Origin of the sequence: Aestuariispira ectoiniformans (assembly GCF_025136295.1) — a bacterium.
Lineage (GTDB): Bacteria > Pseudomonadota > Alphaproteobacteria > UBA8366 > Aestuariispiraceae > Aestuariispira_A > Aestuariispira_A ectoiniformans.
In genome coordinates this window covers 13832-37462 of record NZ_CP062788.1, presented here as the reverse complement: position 1 = coordinate 37462, position 23631 = coordinate 13832, and the positions used below count along the sequence as shown (strand labels likewise).

At 50.4% G+C, this 23631-nt stretch carries 19 protein-coding genes; all 19 read left to right on the top strand.

Going from position 1 to position 23631, the window contains the following annotated elements; translation table 11 throughout:
* Positions 1-11 precede the first annotated feature (11 nt).
* The 19 genes from IF205_RS00180 (at position 12) to IF205_RS00090 (ending at position 23586) form a co-directional block, all read left to right on the top strand.
* Entirely contained in the window at positions 12-809 is a 798-nt protein-coding gene (locus tag IF205_RS00180) for a glycosyltransferase (protein WP_259781266.1), read from the top strand.
* The gene (locus tag IF205_RS00175; RefSeq protein WP_259781265.1) at positions 806-2134 is read left to right on the top strand and encodes a polysaccharide deacetylase family protein; all 1329 of its coding nucleotides are present in this window, start codon (positions 806-808) and stop codon (positions 2132-2134) included. Before IF205_RS00180 ends, IF205_RS00175 begins: the two co-directional genes overlap by 4 nt.
* 287 nt (positions 2135-2421) lie before the next feature.
* Positions 2422-3197, top strand: a protein-coding gene (locus tag IF205_RS00170; RefSeq protein WP_259779310.1) for an IS5 family transposase whose coding sequence is annotated in 2 segments (ribosomal slippage) — positions 2422-2754 and positions 2757-3197 — 774 coding nt in all. Because the reading frame shifts where the segments join, the coding sequence is not laid out codon by codon here.
* 225 nt (positions 3198-3422) lie between these two features.
* Positions 3423-4610, top strand: a complete 1188-nt coding sequence (locus IF205_RS00165) for a glycoside hydrolase family protein (protein WP_259781264.1) — start codon at positions 3423-3425, stop codon at positions 4608-4610.
* A gap of 53 nt (positions 4611-4663) precedes the next feature.
* Positions 4664-6745 carry an ArnT family glycosyltransferase gene (locus IF205_RS00160; protein WP_259781263.1) on the top strand — a complete coding sequence of 694 codons (2082 nt, stop codon included), beginning with the start codon at positions 4664-4666 and terminating at the stop codon, positions 6743-6745.
* A 126-nt stretch (positions 6746-6871) separates the two neighbouring features.
* Positions 6872-8413 (top strand): hypothetical protein, encoded by a 1542-nt coding sequence (locus IF205_RS00155; RefSeq protein WP_259781262.1) that lies wholly within the window; start codon positions 6872-6874, stop codon positions 8411-8413.
* Positions 8395-9594, top strand: a complete 1200-nt coding sequence (locus IF205_RS00150; protein WP_259781261.1) for a DegT/DnrJ/EryC1/StrS family aminotransferase — start codon at positions 8395-8397, stop codon at positions 9592-9594. The genes IF205_RS00155 and IF205_RS00150 overlap by 19 nt, the downstream gene beginning before the upstream one ends.
* A gap of 10 nt (positions 9595-9604) precedes the next feature.
* The gene (locus IF205_RS00145) at positions 9605-10480 is read left to right on the top strand and encodes a class I SAM-dependent methyltransferase (protein WP_259781260.1); all 876 of its coding nucleotides are present in this window, start codon (positions 9605-9607) and stop codon (positions 10478-10480) included.
* Positions 10440-11345, top strand: a complete 906-nt coding sequence (locus tag IF205_RS00140) for a formyltransferase family protein (RefSeq protein ID WP_259781259.1) — start codon at positions 10440-10442, stop codon at positions 11343-11345. The genes IF205_RS00145 and IF205_RS00140 overlap by 41 nt, the downstream gene beginning before the upstream one ends.
* A gap of 297 nt (positions 11346-11642) precedes the next feature.
* Positions 11643-12590 (top strand): Gfo/Idh/MocA family protein, encoded by a 948-nt coding sequence (locus IF205_RS00135; RefSeq protein WP_259781258.1) that lies wholly within the window; start codon positions 11643-11645, stop codon positions 12588-12590.
* Position 12591: 1 nt separating this feature from the next.
* Complete coding sequence (locus IF205_RS00130) at positions 12592-13194, top strand: acyltransferase (RefSeq protein ID WP_311195719.1); 603 nt, start codon at positions 12592-12594, stop codon at positions 13192-13194.
* Positions 13169-14293: a DegT/DnrJ/EryC1/StrS family aminotransferase gene (locus IF205_RS00125; RefSeq protein WP_259781257.1), complete on the top strand. Its 1125-nt coding sequence runs from the start codon at positions 13169-13171 to the stop codon at positions 14291-14293. Before IF205_RS00130 ends, IF205_RS00125 begins: the two co-directional genes overlap by 26 nt.
* A 139-nt stretch (positions 14294-14432) precedes the next feature.
* Positions 14433-16346: an asparagine synthase (glutamine-hydrolyzing) gene (gene asnB / locus IF205_RS00120; RefSeq protein ID WP_259781256.1), complete on the top strand. Its 1914-nt coding sequence runs from the start codon at positions 14433-14435 to the stop codon at positions 16344-16346.
* A gap of 45 nt (positions 16347-16391) precedes the next feature.
* The gene (locus tag IF205_RS00115) at positions 16392-17330 is read left to right on the top strand and encodes an NAD-dependent epimerase/dehydratase family protein (protein WP_259781255.1); all 939 of its coding nucleotides are present in this window, start codon (positions 16392-16394) and stop codon (positions 17328-17330) included.
* Between the two features lie 9 nt (positions 17331-17339).
* A complete protein-coding gene (locus IF205_RS00110) occupies positions 17340-18272 on the top strand; it encodes an NAD-dependent epimerase/dehydratase family protein (RefSeq protein WP_259781254.1) in 933 nt (310 codons plus the stop codon).
* Positions 18273-18293: 21 nt separating this feature from the next.
* Positions 18294-19346 (top strand): NAD-dependent epimerase/dehydratase family protein, encoded by a 1053-nt coding sequence (locus IF205_RS00105; protein ID WP_259781253.1) that lies wholly within the window; start codon positions 18294-18296, stop codon positions 19344-19346.
* Between the two features lie 2 nt (positions 19347-19348).
* A complete protein-coding gene (wecB, locus tag IF205_RS00100; RefSeq protein ID WP_259781252.1) occupies positions 19349-20392 on the top strand; it encodes a non-hydrolyzing UDP-N-acetylglucosamine 2-epimerase in 1044 nt (347 codons plus the stop codon).
* Position 20393: 1 nt separating this feature from the next.
* Positions 20394-21617: a glycosyltransferase family protein gene (locus IF205_RS00095; protein ID WP_259781251.1), complete on the top strand. Its 1224-nt coding sequence runs from the start codon at positions 20394-20396 to the stop codon at positions 21615-21617.
* Positions 21618-22071: 454 nt separating this feature from the next.
* Positions 22072-23586 carry a lipopolysaccharide biosynthesis protein gene (locus tag IF205_RS00090; protein ID WP_259781250.1) on the top strand — a complete coding sequence of 505 codons (1515 nt, stop codon included), beginning with the start codon at positions 22072-22074 and terminating at the stop codon, positions 23584-23586.
* The last annotated feature ends 45 nt before the right edge of the window (positions 23587-23631 follow it).

Here is a 23631-nt window from a genome sequence, read left to right as displayed (position 1 = left end):
GGGTAAGAAACATGCGGCTGAATATCGTCCTGCCAATATACAATGAGCGGGAAAATCTTGAAAAACTGTTCGCAGATATCGATAAGGCCTGTACTGAGGCACAACTAAGATATTTCCTGGTCTGCGTGAATGATGGTTCTTCTGATGGCTCTAAAGAGCTTTTGGAGGAACTCTCGAAACGCTATGAGTCGCATATTGTTGAGCACCGCCTGAACCGTGGGTTGGGGGAAACAATTCGCGACGGGTTCGAGTGTGCTGCCGAACTATCCGGGGCCGACGACATCATTATTAGGCTAGACGCAGACAATACGCATGCCCCGCAGTATATCCCGGATCTGGTGAATGCCATTCGCGACGGTGCGGATATTGCCATAGCCTCTCGCTTCCTGCCTGGTGGTGGAATGGTCGGCCTGTCGAATGACCGGACCGTGATTAGCAAAGTGGCGAATATTATCTTTCGGGTCTGTTTTCCGATGGGGGGATTACAGGAATATACCTGCGGTTACAGAGCCTATCGAGCCAGTCTTATTCAACGCGCTATTGACTTTTACAAAGGAAATTTCCTTCAATTACGCGGGTTGGGGTTCTGCTGTACCGTCGAGAAATTGGTGAAACTCAAGTTGCTGGGAGCCAAGCTTCAGGAAGTACCGTTTGTTCTGCGCTATGACCTGAAAGCCAGTGAAAGCAAGATTGCATTGAACGTAACCACATTCGGTTATGCGATGATGACTATATTGTATCATTGGCCGCAAGGTGGCTGGCGTCGCACGGTTCGAAAAAGATTAAGAGTTCAACGATCTGAACAATGACCATCCGCGATCCGGACATCACTTATCGCGATATTGTTGCTTACGTCTTGAATGCCGGGGCCCATTATTGGGGGGAGATACCTGCATCGGAAATGGCGGTCTTTTTTGAACGACGTGCTGCCGACGTGCTGATTTCTCCCCGTCACCTGGGATGTTCATGGCGGAGGATAGTTTTGCCAGAGGAGTTGCAAACTCATGGGGTCGCTGGCGAACTACTGATGGATAACGCAGCAGTCTATCCGGAAGGCGACCAATACGACTGGATCCTAGCGGCTTTTTCATTCCTGAGTGGCGCGGGGGAATACCAATATGAAAAGCGCTTTGGCAGCGTTCAATCATACTCGACAAAGTTAACGTTTCAGCCTGATGAGCTGTTTGATTATGCCTGGGCAAACCGCATTTTTCTAATCATCAGGGATTTGTATTTTCCAAGCAGAGCAAGAAGAAAAACGGTGCCGAAGGTTAATATCGGTCATGACGTCGACGCATTGGACAAAACGCTGGCGATCCGTTTGAAACAGTCGGCCTTCGAGGTATTCAATACAGTCAGAATGGTGGTGAGGGGTGAGGCCGTCGGGGTTAAGGCGTCCCTCAAGAATCTCTTTAGGATGGCATGTTACACACCTGATTATTACCAGTTGGAAAAACTCGTGGAATATAGTGAGCGGTACCAGTACCGGCCGACATTCTACGTTTATGCCCATCCGGAAAAGCGTTTCCGGTCGTTTCGGCAATGGCTGTTCGATCCAGGGTATCGCCTGACTGACAAGCGCATTGCAGGTTTTCTGCGAACAGCGGCAGACAGGGGGGTGCGTATTGGCTTGCATGGCTCTTTTGACAGTTGGGCGAACCCAGCTCTTCTCCAAAGAGAAAAAATAGCTTTGGAAAAAGCCTGTGGAACGGAAGTATCCACTATACGACAACACTGGTTGCGGTTTTCATGGCAACATACATGGCAATGCCAGGCTGGCGCAGGCCTTTCCAGTGATGCAACGCTTGGGTTCAATAATCGCCCGGGATTTCGCGCCAGTACGGCTTTAGCCTATCGGCCCTGGAACTTTGCGAAGGGGTGCGCGCATGACGTTACTATCTGTCCTCTGGTCCTGATGGATTCACATCTATATGCCTATGAGCCTCTTTCCAGAGAGGGCCGTATTCAAGCGATGAAGCGGATATTGTCCGAAGTTTCAGCTGTTCAGGGTGAGGTTTCGGTTCTTTGGCACCCTCATACCTTGTCTGAGGACTACGATTGGCGCGAAGGCTTTGAGGACTTGCTGACACTGATTTTCGATACGCGACGAGATAAAGACGGTCAGTCCATATAATGACACTCAAAGACCGGGGCAGGGTCTTGTTATGTGGCTTGCTTTAAGTGCAGCCCTGTCGAGGCATGCTCTTTCCTAATGTGAAATAGTCATATTAAAAGATTTGGTCTATATCGGAGCATGTCCGCATATAGGTCCCTTCGCGATACTATGCCAATAGTGTCGGGAAAGTTGAAAGGGTGATCTGCAGTGCGGCCTGGTCTCGCTAGGCCGTAAACTCATAAACAGGATTCCCCTTTCGGTCTTGATGTGATTCATGTCTCTTGTTGCCGAACGAGGGAGTTTTCATGAGCCGCCGCCGCTACGAACTGACAGATTTCGAATGGTCGATTATCGCACCTTTGCTGCCGAACAAGCCGCGCGGGGTACCACGTGTCGATGACCGGCGGGTGCTGAACGGCATTCTGTGGCGGTTCCGGGCAGGCACGCCTTGGGCGGAGATACCGGAGCGTTACGGCCCCCATACGACCTGCTACAATCGCTTCGTCCGCTGGCGCAAGGCCGGGGTATGGGATCGGCTTTTGGAGGCAATCTCAGCGGCTTACGACAGCGACATCGTCATGATCGACAGTAGTTGCGTCCGGGTCCATCAGCATGGTGCGACCGGTAAAAAGGGGGATCTGACGATGGCTGCATGGGCCGTTCCCGGGGTGGACTGACGACCAAGATCCATGCCCTTGTCGACGCTGAAGGTCGGCCGGTGAAACTGGCCCTCACGCCGGGGCAAGCTCATGACGGCCGATCAGCGGAGGGCCTGCTCAAAGACTTGAAGGAGGGGGCCATCCTGCTGGCCGACCGGGCCTATGACAGTGACGCCATCCGCGCCCTTGCCGACGCGCGCAAGGCCTGGGCCAATATTCCGCCAAAACGGAACCGCAAAAAGACCTTCGCCTTCTCAAGCTGGGTCTATCGCCAGCGCAACCTCGTCGAGCGCTTCTTCAACAAGCTCAAGCAATTCCGGGGCATCGCCACGCGATACGACCGTAACCCAGAGAATTTCCTGGCTGCCGTCAAGCTCGCTTCATGCCGCATCTGGATCAGAAGTTATGAGTCTGCGGCCTAGTAAAATGTCCAATTGGAGGTGACAGGAAACAGCAAGTGTCTTATGGCATTGTCATTCGCTTGCTGGTGGGTAAAGGTGATGCAGGATAGGCTTGGTAAATTCATTAGGCTTCATATGCAGAATAGTCGTTTGATGTTATTGAACGGTATATTGATATATACTTGTAATATTTTTTATAATTGAGTCATAATTAATGATTCACTTAAATATGATAGAGAGAGAAGAGTGAGAGATTCTTTTTTATTTTTCTTCATTTTATTAAGTGGCTTTTTTTATTTAGAGGATGGTCACGCTGAAAACGCATTTTTCCTGAATCAGTATGGTGCAGACCGGTATTATTCGATATCGGAATACAATGAAGACGGGTATCCCAGGTCGCACGTAGTCCTATCTCCTAAATCGATCGGCGCACGGCATTTGGCATGGCCATCTGCGGTAAGAGTTGGTGGTAAGACCTACCTGTATAGTTCTATCTATTCGGGAGGTTGGCACAAAGTCGGCTTGTGGACATCTCAGAACGGCTCTGCATTTACCTATGAAGGCGTCGTTTTCTCCTCGAAAGACATTCCCGGCGCGGAAGAGAAAGGGATTGGATCGACACATATTGGCTATTTTCCCGAAGAAGAGTTCCCGTTTCTTATGATTGCTAATATTAGGGGGCCGTCCGGTCCCGGCCAAAAACTTGGCGTCAGTCGTAGTAAAGACGGCGTGAATTGGACGTATCAGGGAATTGCGTTTACCGTCGACCAAGAGTTTGAAGCGTCAGGCGTTGCACCGTCATATCTGTGCAAATCGGAAGATACATATTATTTGTTTTATCTGGCGTTCGGCGAGCCTTCCTATAGTGAGGCGGTGGCTGCAGTTGCCGTGTCGCAGGGCTCCGTGCTCGGGCCATATAAGAACCATCAGGTCATGTATAAGAATGGCGGATATCATGGCCTCGTCACTTCTGGGGAACGATCATCTTTTGAGTTGGAGGTTGAGGATGTGAACGGGTTACGGCCCGGTTTGCCGGTCGTAATTTCGGATGATAAGGGGGATCACGTACAGGTCTTGGTTGCTACCAAAACCGATAAAAGCAGGGTTTTCCTGGATAGGCCGTTGGTTTTTGATAGTTCCGGTTTTCGAATCGCATCAATATTCAGGAACAAAGTAGACCCAAGCTTTGTTTTCAAGAAGGGGGATAAGTGGAACGGGTACTTCACGGTTTTCGGAGCTTTTCCGCGAGTTACGTCTGAAGTAGTGGTTCGCATGACGGCATCGACGCCCTTCGGGCCTTGGTCGATTGATCCAGCTTTTGATAGGCAGATTCCCTATTTCCGGATTAGTAAGCCGGGACTAAGTCTATATTCTGTAGAAAATCCAATATTGATATCACAGAACAGCAATTGTTTGAAAAATCGTTTGAAGTAAGTATTTCGTGATGTTCCTGCTTCAAGTGACTCAACGCATTCAGGTGAAGTAATATGGTGAAGAGTGCTTTATTGTGCAGGGGGGCGAAGCTAACTTCCTATCTGGTTGTCGCCGGTATATTTATATGGAGTGCCATCTTTATACTCCTCTCCACAACGATATTGGATGGAGAGAGTGTTTCTGTTTCCAATGTCCCTATTAACTATGTCCTCACCGGTAACTGGACGTACCCATTTCATGCTCAGGACCTCTTCTATCCTGGAGTGGACAAGTTCATAATTCATCCTCCCCTGCACTATTACCTGGTGTCGATTTGGGTTCGGTTATTTGGCATTGGGCCATGGCAACTTCTTTGGCAGTCAACGTTTGCCGGCATTGCAGGAATCCTGGGTGCGTCCTATTTTATCCGTTTGAAAGTTGGCGATGGGGCAGCAATTTTGACCTTGGCGCTTGCTACCATTTTTGCGGGCCTTCGGCATACGATGGTTTCTGTAAGGCCTGATCTTTCTTTTGGTCTGGTTTTCGCCATTGTGGTCCTTTTTTCCTATCTTTTGCTGTGCAATTACAAAGGCAGGAAGGGGCTGGTACTGTCCGCGTTGGTGGGGGTGAGTATTGCGGCGAGCCTTGCGGTGCATTGGTATGGCTATTTTGTCATGCTGTATTTTCCGGCTATTGCGCTCTACCTGGGTTGGAGGCTCCGCAAAGAAGCATGGAAGCCAATCCTGTCCCTTGCGAGTGGAGGCGGCTTTGTTTTTCTAATTTGGTGGTACATTTTCGGAAATGACTTCTGGTTCGGGGCCCTGACCATACTCATGAAAGGAAACACCTTCCTTGAGGTGCTCCATATTCCATTTTCCCACTATTTGAAGTTTTTAACGGACTGGCCCGGTGGCGGAATTGTGCTGGTCGGCTGCGTATTTTCGATAGGCTTTTGTTGTTTCGAATGGCTGCGCGCTACTATCGTCAAAAGGCCGGTGTCTAGGCCGGTGGCACTTGCGACCTTTCTTGTTCTAAACATAGTTCTGTATGAGCTGTTTTTTGTTTTCCTGGTTGCAAACAAAGCGCCCCGCTACAGCGCAAATATTGCAATCATACTCGTGCCTCTGTCGGCCATCGGCTATTTTCTGATGATTGGCCAACTGGGAGCTTTATTCAAAAAACGCAAGATTTTGGCTAACGGTGGCACCCTCATACTGTCTTTTGTTTTCTTGTGGTTATCGCCGTATGCCACAAAAACGTTTTCAGCGGCCAACATTGCCAGCCTAAGTGAGAAAAGTCTGCATTCTTCCATACGTGAGGGATTGTTTTGCGGGATACCGGATGACGCGACAATTCTTCTTGGTAGTAGCGGGTATCAATATCTCTACGACCGGCCATATCTCACGACAATGCGCCTATATGCGGAAGAGGCAATTCCCCAGCCGTCGGATTGGAGCCTCCGGGGACTAATTCGCTATTACCGGAAAGGACCCGGGATCTCCTATCGCACCGCGACTATTCCCTACGACACACGCCAGCGGTCGATCGGTGATCGCGTCAATGTAATGGTCAATGCGGATTCGGGGCACGGATGGCAAAATCTTTATTACAACCCTCTAGTCTGGGAAGGGAAATTCCAAGAATACCTCTCTGTTGGGTTGGTGGATCCCAAGGAATTTTATAATGTTTCCGGACGTATAGCTCGACAGCCAAACGTGTATCTTACGGTTTTTCTGTCGGACGTGAATAACAAGAAACTCAAGAACGAAACGCGGTGTAGTGGTGTGGCTAGAGGACTGCATATTATCGGCAATAATGTGTTTTTGATGCGCTATGACGAAGAAATTCGTGAATACCGTAATTTGATGGCAGATGACTGGCTTGCATTCAGCGAGGATGAAAAAGTCAATTATATGTCGCGCTATCTTGCTCTACTGGTGGGCGACACCACGAGATCGGACACCATCCTGCAACGCAACGCCTCCTCCACTTTAGTAAGTTGGGTGAACACCCAATTCGAACGCCGGACAGAAACCGTTCCGGATCACCATGGGGGTAACCGGGTGAGGACCTTTGGCCAGATTGTGGACCGCTACTTTGAAAAGCAGGGGTTGGTGACGGTGTTTAAGGCTTCTGTCTGGGAAACCGGACAGTGAAGAATTACGGGGCCTAATGCGGAAGGCCATCCTATACTACAGGCAGTCGAAACAAGCAGCCAGTTCCTCAACTTGGCTTTCAGGATTTGGATAAGTTAGGTCGCAATGCAGGATTCTAGTCTCCACGTGCCCTATTACGACGATGTGCAGTCCGTTCTTCCGAGGGTGCTCTCCCTGTTCGATACAAATATAATCAGTACGACCTATGGAATTGGCGACCGATATCGCTGGGCGTGGAAAGGGACAGATTTTGCCAATGGAACCTTTCAAGGAGCTGCCCATGGTATGGCAGCGTTGTTGGCCGGCGGTCTTCTGCCGAGTTGGTTTCCGGAAACGGCTGTCCTGAACCGCATAGAAGGTATTTTTGAAGGCACATCAAAACTCATTCGGAAGAATGGTAGCTTGGATGAAATACTTCCGAATGAGTCCAGCTATTGTGTCACCGCTCTTGTTGCCTTCGACCTGCTGCGTGTTATTTCGCTTGTGCGTACAGCAATTAAAGAAGAACAGGTGCAAAGATATCTGGGAATTGTGTCTCCTCTGATATCTCATTTGTCCAGTAACCGGGAAAGCCACGGGATCATTAGCAACCACCTCAGTGTGGCAGCGGCGGCACTGGCGCGGTGGCACAGCGAAACGGGAGAAGACCAAACGGACCACATTGATGCAGTACTGGCCGTTATACTAAAGCATCGATCGCCGGAAGGGTGGTTTCGGGAATACGAGGGAGCTGACCCAGGGTATCAATCCCTGACTATGGACTATCTTGTAGATCTTGATCGGGTGGCTCCTGAATTGGGCCTTCAGCCAAAGCTTGCGGAGGCCCTTGACTTCCTGTCATGGTGTTGCCATCCGGACGGTTCTTATGGTGGCCTGTATGGGAGCCGGAATACGCGTTTCTTATATCCCGCCGGTATTGAAGAGTTGGCAGGCACTATCCCAATGGCTGCATCAATGGCGAAATTTATGCGCCGATCGCATGCGGAGCGAAGCGTCGTCGGTCTTGCCGCAATGGATGATTCCAATTTAATTCCGATGTTTAACAGCTTCTGCCGTGCTGCAGTTGCAGCAACAAAAAAAACTGAACCCGAAGGGCAATCACTACCCTTTGAGAGAGAGGGAAGTGAGACAAAGCGGTTTGATGATGCCGGACTGCTGTTTCACCGATCCAGTGGGGCTTACACGGTCATCAATTGGAAAAAGGGGGGCGTGGTACAGCGCTACTCTGAAAAAAGCTGTCAAGTTAATGCAGGTTTCTGTGCCCGTGACAGAAAAGGGGATTGGTATACTGGCCAGCTTGTTAGCGACCACATAGAGACGGAATGGCTGAATTCAGAAACGCTTTGTGTGAAAGGGCCGTTGCTGAAGTACCATGTTGCGCTCCCCTCGTCCTTTCAAATGATTGTTCTTAGGTTGCTTGGTCTAACCGCACTGCGTTTTAAATGCACTAGAAATGCAATCAAAAAGATACTTGTGTATCTCCTCATTACGCGAAAACGTGTATCGGGTGCTATCTTCAAAAGGACGATAAAGTTGGGTCCGGATTTCTCTATTGAGGACACCTGGGACGTTCCCGTGGCGGGCCTGGAAAGAGTCGAGCACGTAAATTCCTTTCAGGCTATTCACATGGCAAGCCAGGGATACTGGCAATGTTCGGACGACAGATGATGGTTCCCCGTCTAAGTCCCAATATTCCCCTGTCCGGAATTTTTGATGTTTTGCGCCCCTCTCCTTCAGATGCCGTTGCTTTATTCGAAGCGGCCTTTGCCGAATTGGCAGGGACACGCCATGCCATTGCCTTCCCTTATGGACGAACCGGCCTTATTTGTTTGCTCGATGCTTTGGGATTGACGGGCCGTCAGGTTATTTGTCCTTCCTACACTTGTGTGGTGGTGCCCCATGCAGTCGAATATAGCGGTAATGAATCTGTATTTGTCGATGTTGCTAAGAATAGCTTTTTGATGGATATGGCTTTGGTGGAACAAGCCGCAAACGAAAATACCGGTGCTCTAATTGCGACATCGATCTTCGGCGAGCCCGTTGATCTGGAAAAACTATCAGAATTTCAACGTCGTTTCCCCGATATCCCAGTTATTCAGGACTGTGCACATAGCTTCTTTTGTACGCATAACGGTCAGCCCGTACATAAACATGGCGTTGCAGCCGTCTATGGCCTCAACTTCAGCAAATTAATAACGAGCGTATTTGGGGGCATGGTCACGACCGATGATCCGGATTTGGCAGAGGCTGTCCGCGTCTCCCGACAGCGTTTAGTTAGTCCGGCAACGCAGAAGAAAGCGGTTCTGAGGCGTCTCTATTATATTTCAGCGATTTGTTCTCTTCACCCCGCGATGTTTGGTCTTACTCATAAATTGTCCGGTTTAGGGGTCCTGGATCGCTTTATCCGCTATTTTGACGAATACAAAATAGATATGCCTCTGGACTATCTTTCGGGGATGAGTCCTTTTGAAGCCATGGTTGGTATCTCGCAAATCTCGCAATATCGGGATATTGTTTCGCACCGCCGCATGATTGCTGATCACTACAGGCAGAACTTGATGAATGTCTCGAACATCACTCTGCCCGACCATGTCGATGGGTCCACCTATTCACACTATGTTGTTCGTACGAATGATGCGGCGCGCTATCTGTCATCAGCGCGTGATGTTGGGATCGAATTGGGTGAGCTCATCGACTATTTCATTCCGGATTTACCTGCCTACAAGAACCATTTGAGCTTTGGTGAAGGGTTCGGCCGTGATTATGTCAACTGCGTTGTGAACCTGCCGGTTCATCGTGGGGTGGATTTGAAAACCGCCAATCGCATTATTGAAATCATGCAGAATTAGGGGCTTTGGCGTGAACACGATTAATGGCCGAATGCGTTGTCCGTATTGTCATACACAGCTTCAGGGGACGTATGGGGCGGTCCAATGCCCGACACACGGAGAATTCAAGAGAAACTCAGAAGGCATATATTTATTCCTGCAGGATAAGTCGGGGTATTTTGATGAGCATTGGCAGCAGAACCGAATACCGGACATTCCTACCGCAAAAAAAGAAACCGCCCACCGGTTTTTGACTTTTTTGCTAAAATCCGCCTCTTCGAAAAGTGGTGGAGGGTGCTGGCTGGATGTTGGGACGGGGGATGGCGTTCATTTGGCGCTTTCGAAAGAGGCTAATCCTGAACTCGACCTGATTGGATTGGATATCTCGCAATCGGGCTTGTGTACTGTGGCTCAAAGAGTTCCTGGTGCCACGCTTCTCCATGCCGATGGTCAATCCATACCTCTTCAGGATGACACTGTGGATGCTTGTTTTTCATACGGTGTCTTGGCCTATATGGAAGACCCGTGGAAAGGCCTTTCCGAGATGGTCCGCGTTACCCGGCCGGGTGGGATCATCGGTGTTTGGTTTTACCCTCGAAAAAACGATGCGTTTGGATTGATTTTCCGTTTGGTCCGCTCCATGGTCACGAGGCTTCCCGCATTCCTTCAAAGTCGTGTGGCCGATCTAATTGTGCCATTTTTGTCGCTGTTGCCAACTGCAAGCGGAATTAGTCTGAGCAATGCTTCATGGGCATCGTGCAGGGAGGTCGTTCTGGTAAATATAGCTCCGCCGAGTCTTATTTTCCCAACACAGGACGAGATTTGTGAGCGGTTTATTGGCTTGGGATGCCAGGTCGTATCCTCCGATGAAGACGAACCAATTTCTGTTTGGGCTAAAAAACCTTGATCGAGGCCAAACAATGAAAGTCGCCATATTCGCTAATGACGATATGACGTCGAATATTATATTCGCTCAGTTGTTCAATATGTCCGATATTCAGATCACTGGTTTGTACATTGCGGCATCGCCGCGAAAAGGAACCTCGTCAATAATAGGTGGAGCAATATCCCTTTTACGGCGTATGGCGTTCGGATACTGGCTGTTTCTGGTTTTTACCAACGGCGCCTTTAAAGTCTATGAGTTTCTGACCTTAGTGTTCCGCTGTTCCCCACAAACCGGGACCTTCTATTCACTCCGACGTGCCGCGCAACTGCGAGGGGTCCGCTATCGGAAAGTTGCGGACTTCTCTTCTCCGGAAATCGCAGCGGAACTTCAGAATAGTAACGTTGATTTATTGATCATTAGGGTGGGGGATATTCTTCAACCCAAAATATTGGACATTCCGCATTATGGAACGTGGTGCGTTCATTCGAGCCTGCTTCCTTCGTTCAAAGGGATCGCGGGGGAATTCCACGCATTGCGAACAAAACGAGCGCCGATTGGATCGACCGTCTTCGAGGTTACACCCTCCCTGGATGAGGGAACTCCTCTTGGCCAGGTCGCCATTCAACGCGACGAGACCGGTAGTGTCTTCCAGCATATGGTCAACAATAATATTGCCGCGGGTAAGCTTCTGGCGTCGATGGTGCTGCAGGCATTTCAATGCAGTGCACCGTCGTTCGAACTCTATACCCCCCAGTCACAGTTAAAATCGTCCTATCATTCTTGGCCAAAACCGGATGAACTAAAAGTGCTGCACCGCCAGCGGAAAGCTTTAATTACGCCCGGTGAGGCTATGCGATTAATGCTTGCGGCTTTTAGATGGGGGTGATTTGCAATTGGGTTTCGAACGTAAACTGGCGAATGTACTGGCCAGTTAAAGGGGGTGTGCCACACTCGCGCCGAAGGTTGTTTTTCTCCAGAGTGTTACGGACATTTGGACGTCATCTCAACGGTTGGCTGGAATAGGCCAACTCCAAAAAGGGCGGATAGATATTTATGTTTCCAGTTTCAAAATACCAAGTTTTATTATAGATAAAACGCGGTGTTTCGCCATCACTAATGATTCTACCCTTAAACATGTGGTTTTTTATAGGGTTGTTTGCAGGCATCTTTCGGGGGAGAGGCTATGAAAAATTTTTCGCTTGTTGGGGCATCTGGGTATATTGCACCACGTCATATGAAAGCTATTCAGGATACCGGGAACCAACTTGTTGCCGCCTTTGATCCCAATGACTCGGTTGGAATAATCGATAGCTTTTTTCCTGAGGCGGATTTTTTTGTCGAGTTTGAGCGCTTTGACCGGCACATAGACCTGCTCCGTCGGCGTAACAAGGCTGTCGATTACTTCAGCATTTGCTCCCCGAACTACCTTCATGATGCTCATATCCGCCATGCTCTTCGAAATAATGCCCACGCAATTTGTGAGAAGCCGATTGTGCTCACTCCGTGGAATGTCGATGCCCTCCGCGAGGTAGAGCGGGAGGGCGATGCCCGCATCTACAACATACTGCAACTGAGGTTGCATCCGGCAATCAAGGCGCTGCGGGAAAAGGTGAAGAACTCATCTTCCGACGAAGTTTTTGACGTTGATCTGACGTATCTGACGTCCCGTGGTCACTGGTATAGCGTCAGTTGGAAAGGGGACGACACCAAATCCGGCGGTGTTGCGGCGAATATTGGCGTTCATTTTTTCGATATGCTCGGGTGGGTCTTTGGCCGAGTGAAGAAAAACACCGTGCATCTGCATGAAGCCGACGTTGCGTCTGGCTATTTGGAATATGAGCGAGCCCGGGTGCGTTGGTTCCTCTCAATCAATGCGAACTACCTCCCTGAGCAGGCTGTGAGTGCTGGAAAGAGGACTTTCCGGTCTATTCGCATTGGCACCGAAGAGCTTGAGTTCTCCGACGGATTTACTGAACTTCATACAGAAAGCTATCGGGATGTCCTCTCCGGCGGTGGCTTTGGTCTGGACGATGCACGTCCCTGCATTGAAACAGTGTACGATATCCGCCATAGCGCCAAGTCACCATTGCAAGGTGACTATCATCCATTGTGTCGCCAGGTAGAGGCCTAATATGCCGATTGATAAACGGGGCCCTGTCTTTCATGACACGGCGATCATCGATGAGGGCGCCTCCATAGGAGGGGGCAGTCGTGTCTGGCATTGGGTGCACGTTTGTGCAGGTGCTGTGATCGGGGAGGACTGTTCTCTCGGTCAGAATGTCTTTGTTGCCAATCGTGTTGTCCTGGGGGACAGGGTTAAAGTTCAGAACAATGTTTCCATCTACGATAACGTCACAATTGAAGACGAAGTGTTTTGTGGGCCAAGTATGGTCTTCACGAACGTCATCAATCCACGTGCTGCCGTAGAGCGGAAGGACGAGTATCGGGATACGATTGTTAAGAGGGGGGCTTCTCTCGGCGCGAATTGTACAATCGTCTGTGGCGTCACCATCGGTCAATATGCCTTAGTAGGAGCGGGGGCGGTCGTTACGAAAGATGTGCCTGCTTTTGCTTTGATGGCAGGGGTTCCTGCGAAAAGAATCGGCTGGGTCAGCCGCTCCGGAGAAATCCTCGGCGAGGATCTTGTCTGCCCAAGAGAGGGGCATCGTTACCGGCAGGTTGGGGAAAACATTCTAGAGGAAATTACCGATGACGGCTCCGATTGCTCTAATTGACCTAGCCGCACAGCAGTTAAAGATTCGTGATCGGGTGGATGATGCAATAAAACGGGTCCTCGATCATGGCCAATATATTCTGGGTCCCGAAGTCACGAAACTTGAAGAAGAGCTTTCCGATTTTACCGGGGCCGATCATGTCGTGACCTGTGCGAACGGAACCGATGCCCTATCTTTGGTGATGATGGCCGAAGGGATTGGCGAAGGGGATGCTGTTTTCGCCCCGTCATTTACATTTGTTGCTACGGCTGAAGTCGTGCCTGCAACTGGTGCTACCCCGATTTTTTTGGACGTGGACCCGGACACATTCACGATCGACCCCAAGAGCCTGGAGGCGGGCCTTGAAACCGCACGCGGGCTTGGCTTGAAACCACGGGCCGTTGTTGCCGTGGACCTGTTCGGGCTTCCCTGTGATTATCCTGCCTTGCGAAAAATAGCAGATCGCGAAGGACTGCTCCTTGTGGCCGATGCTGCGCAGAGCCTGGGTTCTGAATTGGATGGTATGCGCACTGGAACCCTGGCGGATTACACTACGACAAGCTTCTTTCCGGCGAAGCCACTGGGTTGTTATGGGGATGGCGGCGCGGTCATGACGTCTTCCCCGGAAAAAGCGGAACTGCTTCGTTCCCTTCGTTTCCATGGCAAAGGCGCCGATAAATACGATAATGTCCGCTTGGGGCTGAACAGTCGCCTGGACACGATGCAGGCGGCAATTCTTCTTGAGAAGCTGGCGATATTTGAAGATGAGATTCGTGCTAGAAATTGCATAGCCGACTGCTATGCGGAAAAGCTTCCGTCAAATATTCAACGGCAGAAAGTGCCAAGAGGGCTTAAGTCTGTTTGGGCGCAATTCACGCTTGTCGTAGAGGATCGGCATGTTGTCCAAACTGCATGCCGAAGCAACGGGGTTGCAACCGCAGTTTATTATCCTCTGCCGATGCATCAGCAAACCGGCTACAAGTCGTTTCCAGTCGTGCAGGGAGGTTTGCCCGTATCGGAGAAACTTGCAAAACATGTGATCAGCATTCCGATGCATCCGTATTTGTCGAATGATCAGGTCGACAGAGTAGTGGAAGCAGTCACTTCTGCGGTGGCGTAGCCCCATGAACTTTAATTTTTTTCATCTGGTTGCGTTGAAAGGGTTACAAGTCCTACACGTTTTGGTAAAGAAGCCTGTGCGTGCGTTTATGCGGTCTTACTCGTGAAAAAACCGCTTTTTGTAGTGGATGGTGATTAGAGTGTGTGGTGTCGCGGGAATTGTAAACCTGAACAACGGCTTTGTTCCTAATCTAGAGAACAAACTCAATGTAATGAATCAGTTGATCGTGCATCGGGGACCCGATGGTGCCGGCACGTGGATGGCGCAAGAGGCGAACGTCGGGTTTGCGCACAGCCGACTGTCCATTATCGACCTCACCGATCACGGTGCGCAACCAATGACCGCCCCAAATGGTTCGGTGCTTACGTTTAACGGTGAAATTTACAACTATCTCGAATTGCAAAGGGAGCTCTCCTCAGAATGGAACTTTGAGAGCTCGTCGGACTCCGAAACGATTCTCGCTGCGTACGAAAAATACGGTAGCGATTGCACAAGCCATCTGCGTGGAATGTTTGCCTTTGCTGTTTGGGATGAACGTAAAAAGCGCTTATTTGCCGCACGCGACAGGTTCGGTATCAAACCATTTTACTATGCAGTTGTTGGCGACACACTCATCTTTGCTTCTGAGATCAAAGCGCTTCTCCCGTTACTTCCCGATATTCGGACGGATGCAGGTGCCTTTTCAGAATATCTTACATTTCAATATACGATAGGCGAACATACCTTATTCGAAGGCGTGAAGCAGTTGATGCCCGGTCACCAGTTGGTACTGGAAAACGGGCAGATCAAAATCGAGCGGTATTGGGATGTCTGCTATGACATTGACTATATGCATACCGCCAAATATTTCGATGAACGCCTTAGGGAGTTATTGGACGATTCCATTGACGTGCATCTTCGCAGTGATGTTCCGATTGGCAGTTATCTTTCCGGCGGCATCGACTCAAGCCTAATCGCAAGTCTGGCCATACGTCACTCGCCGGAAAACAATCAAGCTTTTCACGGAAAGTTCACATGCTTTGACGGCTATGACGAAAGCCATTACGCACAGATGGCAGCTGACTCCTGTGGTCAGAACTTGCACCAGATCGACATATCCGCGAAAGACTTCTGCGACCATATCGAAAAGGTTGTCTATCATCTTGACGTACCGACAGCCGGCCCCGGCTCCTTTCCTCAGTATATGGTCTCGAAGCTGGCCAGTGAGCATGTGAAAGTCGTTCTCGGTGGCCAAGGTGGGGATGAAATTTTCGGTGGTTACGCCCGCTATGTTGTCGCCTATTTTGAGCAGGCAATCAAAGCGGCCATAGACGGTACATATAAAAACGGAAACTTCGTTGTTACGCCGGAATCGATCATTCCTAATCTCGGAGTTCTGCGTGAATATAAGCCCCTTATCAAGGAATTCTGGCGCGAAGGTCTGTTTGAACCGCTGGATGCGCGTTACTTCCGTTTGGTAGATCGCTCGACCGATATGAAGGATGAAGTCGACTGGCATAGTCTCAATCGCGAAAAGGTATTTGAAGACTTCAAGGCGATCTTCAATAACCATCGTAACGTTCGCAAAGAGGCATATTTCGATAGCATGACCCACTTTGACTTTAAGTGTCTGCTGCCGGCGCTCCTGCAAGTTGAAGATCGTATGAGTATGGCGCATGGACTTGAAAGCCGGGTCCCGTTTCTTGACCACAGGCTGATAGAATTCGTCGCGACTGTGCCCGCTGACATCAAATTTGAAAGCGGCCATATGAAACATATGATAAAGCAGACTTACAAAGATGTGCTGCCCTCAGAATTGGTGCACCGGCGAGATAAAATGGGCTTTCCTGTGCCGTTGCGTGAGTGGTTTGCGGGCGAGCTTTCTGATATGGTTCAGGACATTTTCCACGGCTCCAAAACAAAGACCAGGGACTTCATCAATTACGATGCAGTGTTGCAGAATTTTGACAAAGTGGGACGCTTCTCACGAAAGACCTGGGGGTTGTTGAGTCTGGAATTGTGGCATCAACAGTTTCATGATAAGGCGGCCGAGTACCGGGCAATGTTGCGCTAGGTGCGCGGATTTTATGCTATCAGTTTTGCAGTAGGAAGTGATTATATGAAAGCGTTCATTACAGGTGGTTGTGGGCAGGTAGGTTCACATATTGCTGAAATTCTCCTCGCCCGAGGGGATGAAGTCGTCAGTATCGACAATTATGCAACCGGTCGGCCCGAGCATCTGTCGGAACATCCCAAATTGACCCAGATTGAAGGCTCGATTGCCGATAAAGAACTAATCGACAAGGTTGTTGGGGATTTCCGCCCGGATGTGATTGTCCATACGGCAGCATCCTACAAAGACCCGAGTGATTGGTACAGCGATACCATGACAAACTGTGTCGGTGGAGCTAACCTCGTCAATGCCGCCAAAGAGTTCAATGTCGGACGCTTCATTTATTTCCAGACTGCGCTTTGCTATGGTGTAAAGCCGACGGAGCAGCCGGTAACGTTGGACCATCCGATCAACGCTGACAACTCCAGCTATTCGATCTCAAAAACCGTGACAGAGGAATACTTGCGTCTGTCCGGGATCGACTATGTCACGTTCCGGCTTGCAAATGTTATTGGTCCCCGCAACGTCAGCGGCCCTCTGCCGATCTTCTATGATCGCTTGAGCCAAGGTAAAGGGTGCTTTGTCACTAAATCGCGTCGTGACTTTGTGTTCGTCGGTGACTTGGCCCGATATGCGGTCAAGGCAGCGGATGGCCAGGGAAATGGTACCTATCACTTCTCTTCTGGTACCGATGTTGCCATCATCGAACTTTACGACGCTGTTGTGAAGGCAATGAAACTCAACAACTACCCGGAACCCGAAGTCCGCGAAATCGGGGAGGATGACGCAGAGTCCATTCTGCTCGACCCATCGCGCACCTTTGCTGATTTCGGTGACATCGAGTTCACTCCCCTGGAAGAAACAGTTCGCCGCGGTGTGGAATACTTCAAAGAATTCGGGGTTCATGGCGGTTATACGCATTTGAAACATGACGATAAGAAATAAGGGTAGATCGTGCATATCTTAATTACCGGTGGGGCCGGCTGTCTTGGGTCTAACCTGATTGAACGCTATATCGGGCAAGGTCATGAGGTATTAGCCCTCGATAACTTTGCGACCGGCAAACGAGAAGTATTGCCGCAGGTCCCGGGATTGACTGTGGTCGAAGGAAGTATCGTCGACAACGGAGTTGTCTGCGATGCTTTTGATCGCTTCGAGCCAGATTATGTGATCCATAGTGCAGCAGCCTATAAAGACCCAATGGATTGGCGAGAAGATGCTGCAACCAATGTCGAGGGCACCATTAACGTTTTGCAAGCGGCGCAACGGCATAATGTAAAGCGCTTTGTGAACCTTCAAACGGCTCTGTGTTACGGTCGCCCAAATCAGGTGCCGATCCCCGTTGATCATCCAGTGCAGCCTTTCACCAGTTACGGTATCTCTAAAACCGCAGGCGAACTTTACGCGATGATGTCTGACCTGCCGGTCACGTCGTTGCGCCTGGCGAACATCACCGGACCACGGCTGGCAATTGGCCCCATACCGACATTTTATAAGCGCCTGAAGGCCGGGCAGAGCTGCTTTTGTTCCGATACAGTCAGGGACTTCATGGATATGGAGGACTTTTTCTCCGTCATGGACCTTGTCTTGGAAGAGGGCTCGCCAACAGGTGTGTTTAATATTTCCACGGGTGAAGGGCGAAGCATTAAGGACGTCTTTGACGTTGTTTCTGATTACCTGGGTATCACTCTTGATCAACCGGTCCCCATTGTCCCTCCTGGAGATGACGATGTGCCTGCTGTTGTGTTGGACCCTTCCAAGACCGAAGCTGTTCTTGGCTGGAAGGCAGGGATCGGCTTTGAGGAAACAATTCGCCGAATGTTGTCTTGGTATGATGCTCATGGCGTTACTGACGTCTATAGCCACCTTTCTGCCCCGAGCACCTAACCATATTCAGGAATACGGACAATGACCGACTCGCCGTTTAAAGGTAATAATATTCTTGTCGTTGGCGGCGCGGGTTTTGTTGGAAGCAACCTGGTTGCCCAATTGCTTGAACAGGAACCGCGTAGCCTGACTATTGTTGACAACCTACTGTCATCGGATATCAGCAATGTTCCTGAACATCCCGCAGTGAACTTCCTGTTCGGCAGTATTACTGAAGAACGGATTCTTAAGGCGTTGCCGGAAGACCTGGACTATGTGTGGCACTTGGCATGTTACCATGGCAACCAGTCGTCTATTCACGACCCGCTGGCAGATCATGAGAATAACACCCTTACCAGCCTCAAGTTGTTTGAGCGGCTAAAGGATATCAAGACTCTCAAGAAGGTTGTCTATGCTGCTGCCGGATGTGCTGTCGCGGAAAAAACCTATGACGAAGCGTCTGCTACTTTCGAAGATGCTCCGGTCTCCTTGTATCATGACAGCCCTTATTCAATTTCTAAGTTGATCGGCGAACTATACGGCAACTATTATTGGATGCGCCATGGTCTGCCCATTGTGAAAGCGCGCTTTCAGAATGTCTACGGACCTCGCGAGATTCTTGGGGCGGGGCGTTGGCGTGGTACAGTGCATTCGGTATGGCGTAACGTCACTCCGACTTTTATTTGGAAAGCACTGAACCATGAAGCACTCCCGTTGGATAATGGGGGCAATGCAAGTCGTGACTTTATCTTCGTTGAAGATATGGCACGAGGCCTGATGGCATGCGCCGCCAACGGAGAAGAAGGCGAAGTCTATAATTTGGCATCGGGTGTCGAAACAACCATTCGGGAGTTGGCAGAGTATATCAACGAACTGGCGGACAACCCAACCCCGGTGGACCTGAAACCGGCCCGTGATTGGGATCGTTCCGGCCGCCGCTTTGGGGCAACAGAAAAGTCCCGTCGTGAGCTGGGGTTTGAAGCGTCGGTATCTGTCAGGGATGGTCTGGAGAAAACTATTGCCTGGACCCAGGCAAACAAAGATACGATTGAGCGCTGCATTCGTCAGCATGATTATTTCATGAAGCGAGTGTAAATATGGCAGCTAAGGTCCTGACAGTTATCGGAGCGCGGCCTCAATTTGTAAAAGCGGCTGCTGTAAGTCGTTGTATTGCCACCCAAGATGGCTTGCAGGAAGTTATGGTCCATACCGGACAGCATTTCGATAGTGGAATGTCTGATATCTTCTTTGAAGAACTGAGTATTCCCAAGCCTGACCATTATCTTGGTGTTAGTGGCGGTGGGCATGGCCAGATGACCGGGAGGATGCTGGAACAGCTTGAGACAGTCATGCTCGAAGAGCAGCCCGACTGCGTGTTGGTTTATGGAGATACTAATTCCACTCTTGCCGGTGCGTTGGCAGCTTCGAAGCTTTTGCTGCCGATAGCACATGTGGAGGCCGGTCTACGTAGTTTCAATCGTTCCATGCCGGAAGAAATCAACCGGATCATGACGGACCATGTGAGCCGGTTTCTCTTTTGCCCAACCAGGACCTCTATAGAGAATCTGGCACGGGAGGGTATCGTTGAGGGGGTTCACCACGTCGGTGATGTCATGTTCGATGCTACGCTGCATGCGATAGAAAAGGCGGCGGAAAAATCGACCATTCTCGCCGACCTTGGTTTGGACGGAAAAGAGTTTTCTTTGGCAACTATTCACCGTGCCGAGAATACCAATACAAAAGAAAACCTCTCTGAGATAATAGACTACCTTAAACGGCGAAGTAATGATAATGCTATCGTTTTGCCGTTGCATCCGCGGACTAAGCAGGCTGTCGATCGTTTTGGCCTCAGTCTTAGCGGCGTGCATGTCATTGAACCAATTGGTTATCTCGATATGGCCCGCCTACTCTCCTGTTGCTCCGATGTCATAACTGACTCCGGTGGAGTTCAGAAGGAAGCCTATTTCCATCGAAAACGGTGTACGACTTTGCGCAGTGAGACGGAATGGGGCGAAACAATCGAGGCAGGCTGGAACCGTTTGTGGAAGGCCCCAGACGGGTACCGGGACCAAACCGAAATCAGTGACTATGGAAGCGGCCAGGCTGCACAGGCGATTGTTGACTACTTAATGAGGTTGTAGGGTGAGTTCGCAGATCAAGGCTCTTCTCCTTTTTGCGAATTATACGACACGCCTCAGCTATTATGATGACTGGCTGGATGCCTTCAAGGATGCTCCTCAGTTTCATGTCAGCACACTTGATATTTGTCAAAGGGATGCAGGCCAACACCTTCAACAGATGATGAAGGAAGTGGAACTGATCGTTCTGCTGCACTCAACTAACGGCGATACAACGACTTACCTGGAGCCATTAGCGCCTATTTTGTCTGATCGAAAGTGCCCGCTGGTAACTTTTGTCGGTAACGAGGTTAATCTCCCTGGTTCGCCCATCGCCGCGAAACGTGACGTCTTTAGGGTTATTCAACCTGACTTCATTGCAACTCAACTATTGCAGGAGGCTGGGGAGTTTCTTTGGGGGGACCTCGTTCGAAAGAAAGTAATCTCCGTCCCGCATGCATTGAATCCGACTGTTTTTAATATCGCGCCGGGCGCGCGCCAAAGGCATATAGACATCGGGGTCCGGGCTGTTCGCTATTTACCGCATATAGGCGATCAGGAACGAAATCAAATCCATGACTTATTTGCGCACGGTGATGTGCCTTCATATCTAAACGTGGATATTTCTACTGCACGCCTCAACCGTGAAGGTTGGGCGGATTTTCTGAGAAACTGTAACGCAACGGTCTCATCACAAGCTGGGAGCTGGTATCTGGAACGAAATGACGAGACTGTGGAAGCAATTCGTGCCTGGACGAAGAAACATTATGCTGATGGGTTTATCATCATAGCCAATGATTCTCCCTTGAGAACCTGGGGGCATCAATTGCCGTGGTGGGCCAGGAGTTTCTTGAGACGCATTTTAGGGCACGGCATGCTGCGTCACGAAAGTAAGGTAACAGAAGAGCTTCCTTTCGATGAAATCTATGAACATTTTTTCAAAGACAGGCCGCGACCAAAGTTTTACGGCAAATGCATCTCTTCACGCCACTTCGACGCCATTGGAACAGAAACATGCCAGATTCTGGTTGAAGGCCGTTATAACGACATCTTGCAACCTGATGAACACTTCATCCCGATCAAGTCTGATTTCTCGAATCTCCTCGATGTAATGGCGAAATTTGAAGATGTCCCCTATAGAGAAAGAATGGTCCGAAGGACTCGTGAATACATTCTGGAGATGCATACATACAGTGCGCGTATTTCCGAACTATCGGATATACTGATGGGGGTAGAGGAGGCCTGTTGATGTTCGGCTTGGCCGGGTGTCTGCAGATTTGATTGTTGCAGACGGTAAGTTGTACAAGTGTCGTGCGGACAGTTCGAACGGAAGCCTGGCTCAGTACGTCCATATCGCTATCCTATTTGTTGCAAGTGTACTGATTGGATTATGCTTGGAAGCACATGATCCGTTCTCCAAACTTTGAAGGGTGAAGATGGGGGGCGTCGACCGAATCACAATAGGGCAATTTAACCATAAAACCCTGATGCGGCCGTTTGTTCGGGGCGAACAGCGCGATACTACAGTATCTTATGTCTGCACATAAAATGGCTGGATGGTCTCCTTCATGCCAAGGCAATACATCCTCGACAAAGTCACGGTAGCCTTGTAAGTGTTTTATCCTGTGGGCCGGAGGGCCATGGCTGTTATTTTTCGAGACTTGGTTCCGGTGGTTTGCCGGATGCGTTGGAGGACTTCGTAAATGTCCATAGACGGCGGCGAAAGCCCGGCCCTGGCCAGCAAGGTTGCCAAGGGCGCGGCGGTAATGGGCTTTACCCGTCTGCTGGCCCGCACCATGGGGCTGGTGAGCACCGTTATCCTCGCCCGGCTTTTGATGCCGGAAGATTTCGGTCTCGTGGCAATCGCCCTGTCCTATATTCATTTCTTCATCGGGATCAGCGACCTCAACTTCCAGAAGGCCCTGATTACCGAAAGCGATCCGACGGACGCGGATTTCAGCACTGCCTGGACCTTGAATGTTCTGCGTGGCGTGGCCCTGTCCCTGATCACGCTGGCAAGCTCCTCATTTCTTCCGGCGATGCTGGACGAGCCGCGATTGGGCCCGGTTATTGCCGTCCTGTCGGTATTTCCGCTGCTGGAAGGCAGTGCGAATGCCAAATTCATCACCTTTGAGAAGAACCTGGATTTCTCCCGGGAGATGATCCTGGCGGTGGGGACAAAGTTCCTTTCCGTGGTCCTGACGGTCGTGCTGGCGTTTCTTCTGAAGAATTACTGGGTTCTGGTGATTGGCACCCTCTTTGGCGCCTTTGCAAAGGTCACCCTGAGCTTTGCCCTGATGCCCTTTCGGCCGTCTTTTACCTTCGCGTCCCACCGCAAACTGATCCAATTCTCCGGCTGGTTGATGGGGGCGACCCTTCTGCGTTCCGTTGGCCAGCAGATGGACAAGCTGATTGTGGCGGCTCTGCTGGGGACGAAAACGACTGGTATCTACCATGTGGGCCAGCAATTGGCCCAGATTCCGACGACCGAAATGATTGCGCCGTTGAACAGGGCCCTTCACCCTGCATTCTCCTCGGTCCGGAAGTCCGGCGGGGATATGAAGTCAAAGGCACTGGAAAGCGCCGAAATCCTGGGGGCGTTGGCGTTGCCCGTCGGGGTTGGCTTTGCCATGGTCGCACATGAGCTGATTGCAATTATCTACGGCGAGAAATGGCTGGAGGCGACGATCGTCCTGCAAATTCTCGTTCCGGCCCTGGCCATAGAGCGCGTGGCGACGGTTGCGGATTCCATCGCCCTGGCGTTGGGCCATACCAAGCGGATCTTTACCCGCCAGACAATTGTCACGCTCTTTGCGCTCAGCATGCAAGTCCTTGGCGGGTATCTCTGGGGGCTTATCGGCATACTTGCCGCCTTTGCCGCGGCGCGTATCGTCGCACTGTTTTTGAACCTGATGATGTTGCAGCATATGCTCGGCACCCCGAGCTATCTGTACATCCTGCGTATCCGGCGCAGCGTCCTGGCGGTCACGGGGATGGCGTTGCTGATCTATTTCGCAGAGCAGAACGGCTGGTTCACCGACATGCATCTCTACCTTGTCGCTTTCCTGAAAGTCGTTATGGGCGCAGCGGCCTATACGGGCATTCATATGGCGGCATGGTATGCCGAAGGTAGACCGAACGGCTTTGAGACGCGGGTCCTGAATGTCGTCAAAAAGAGGCTGTTTGGCGGGGCGCGTGACGTGAAGGCCGGTCTGTAACCCCATCCTCCGGCAGGATGGGGCGCAGTCGTCCAACGTCTGAGA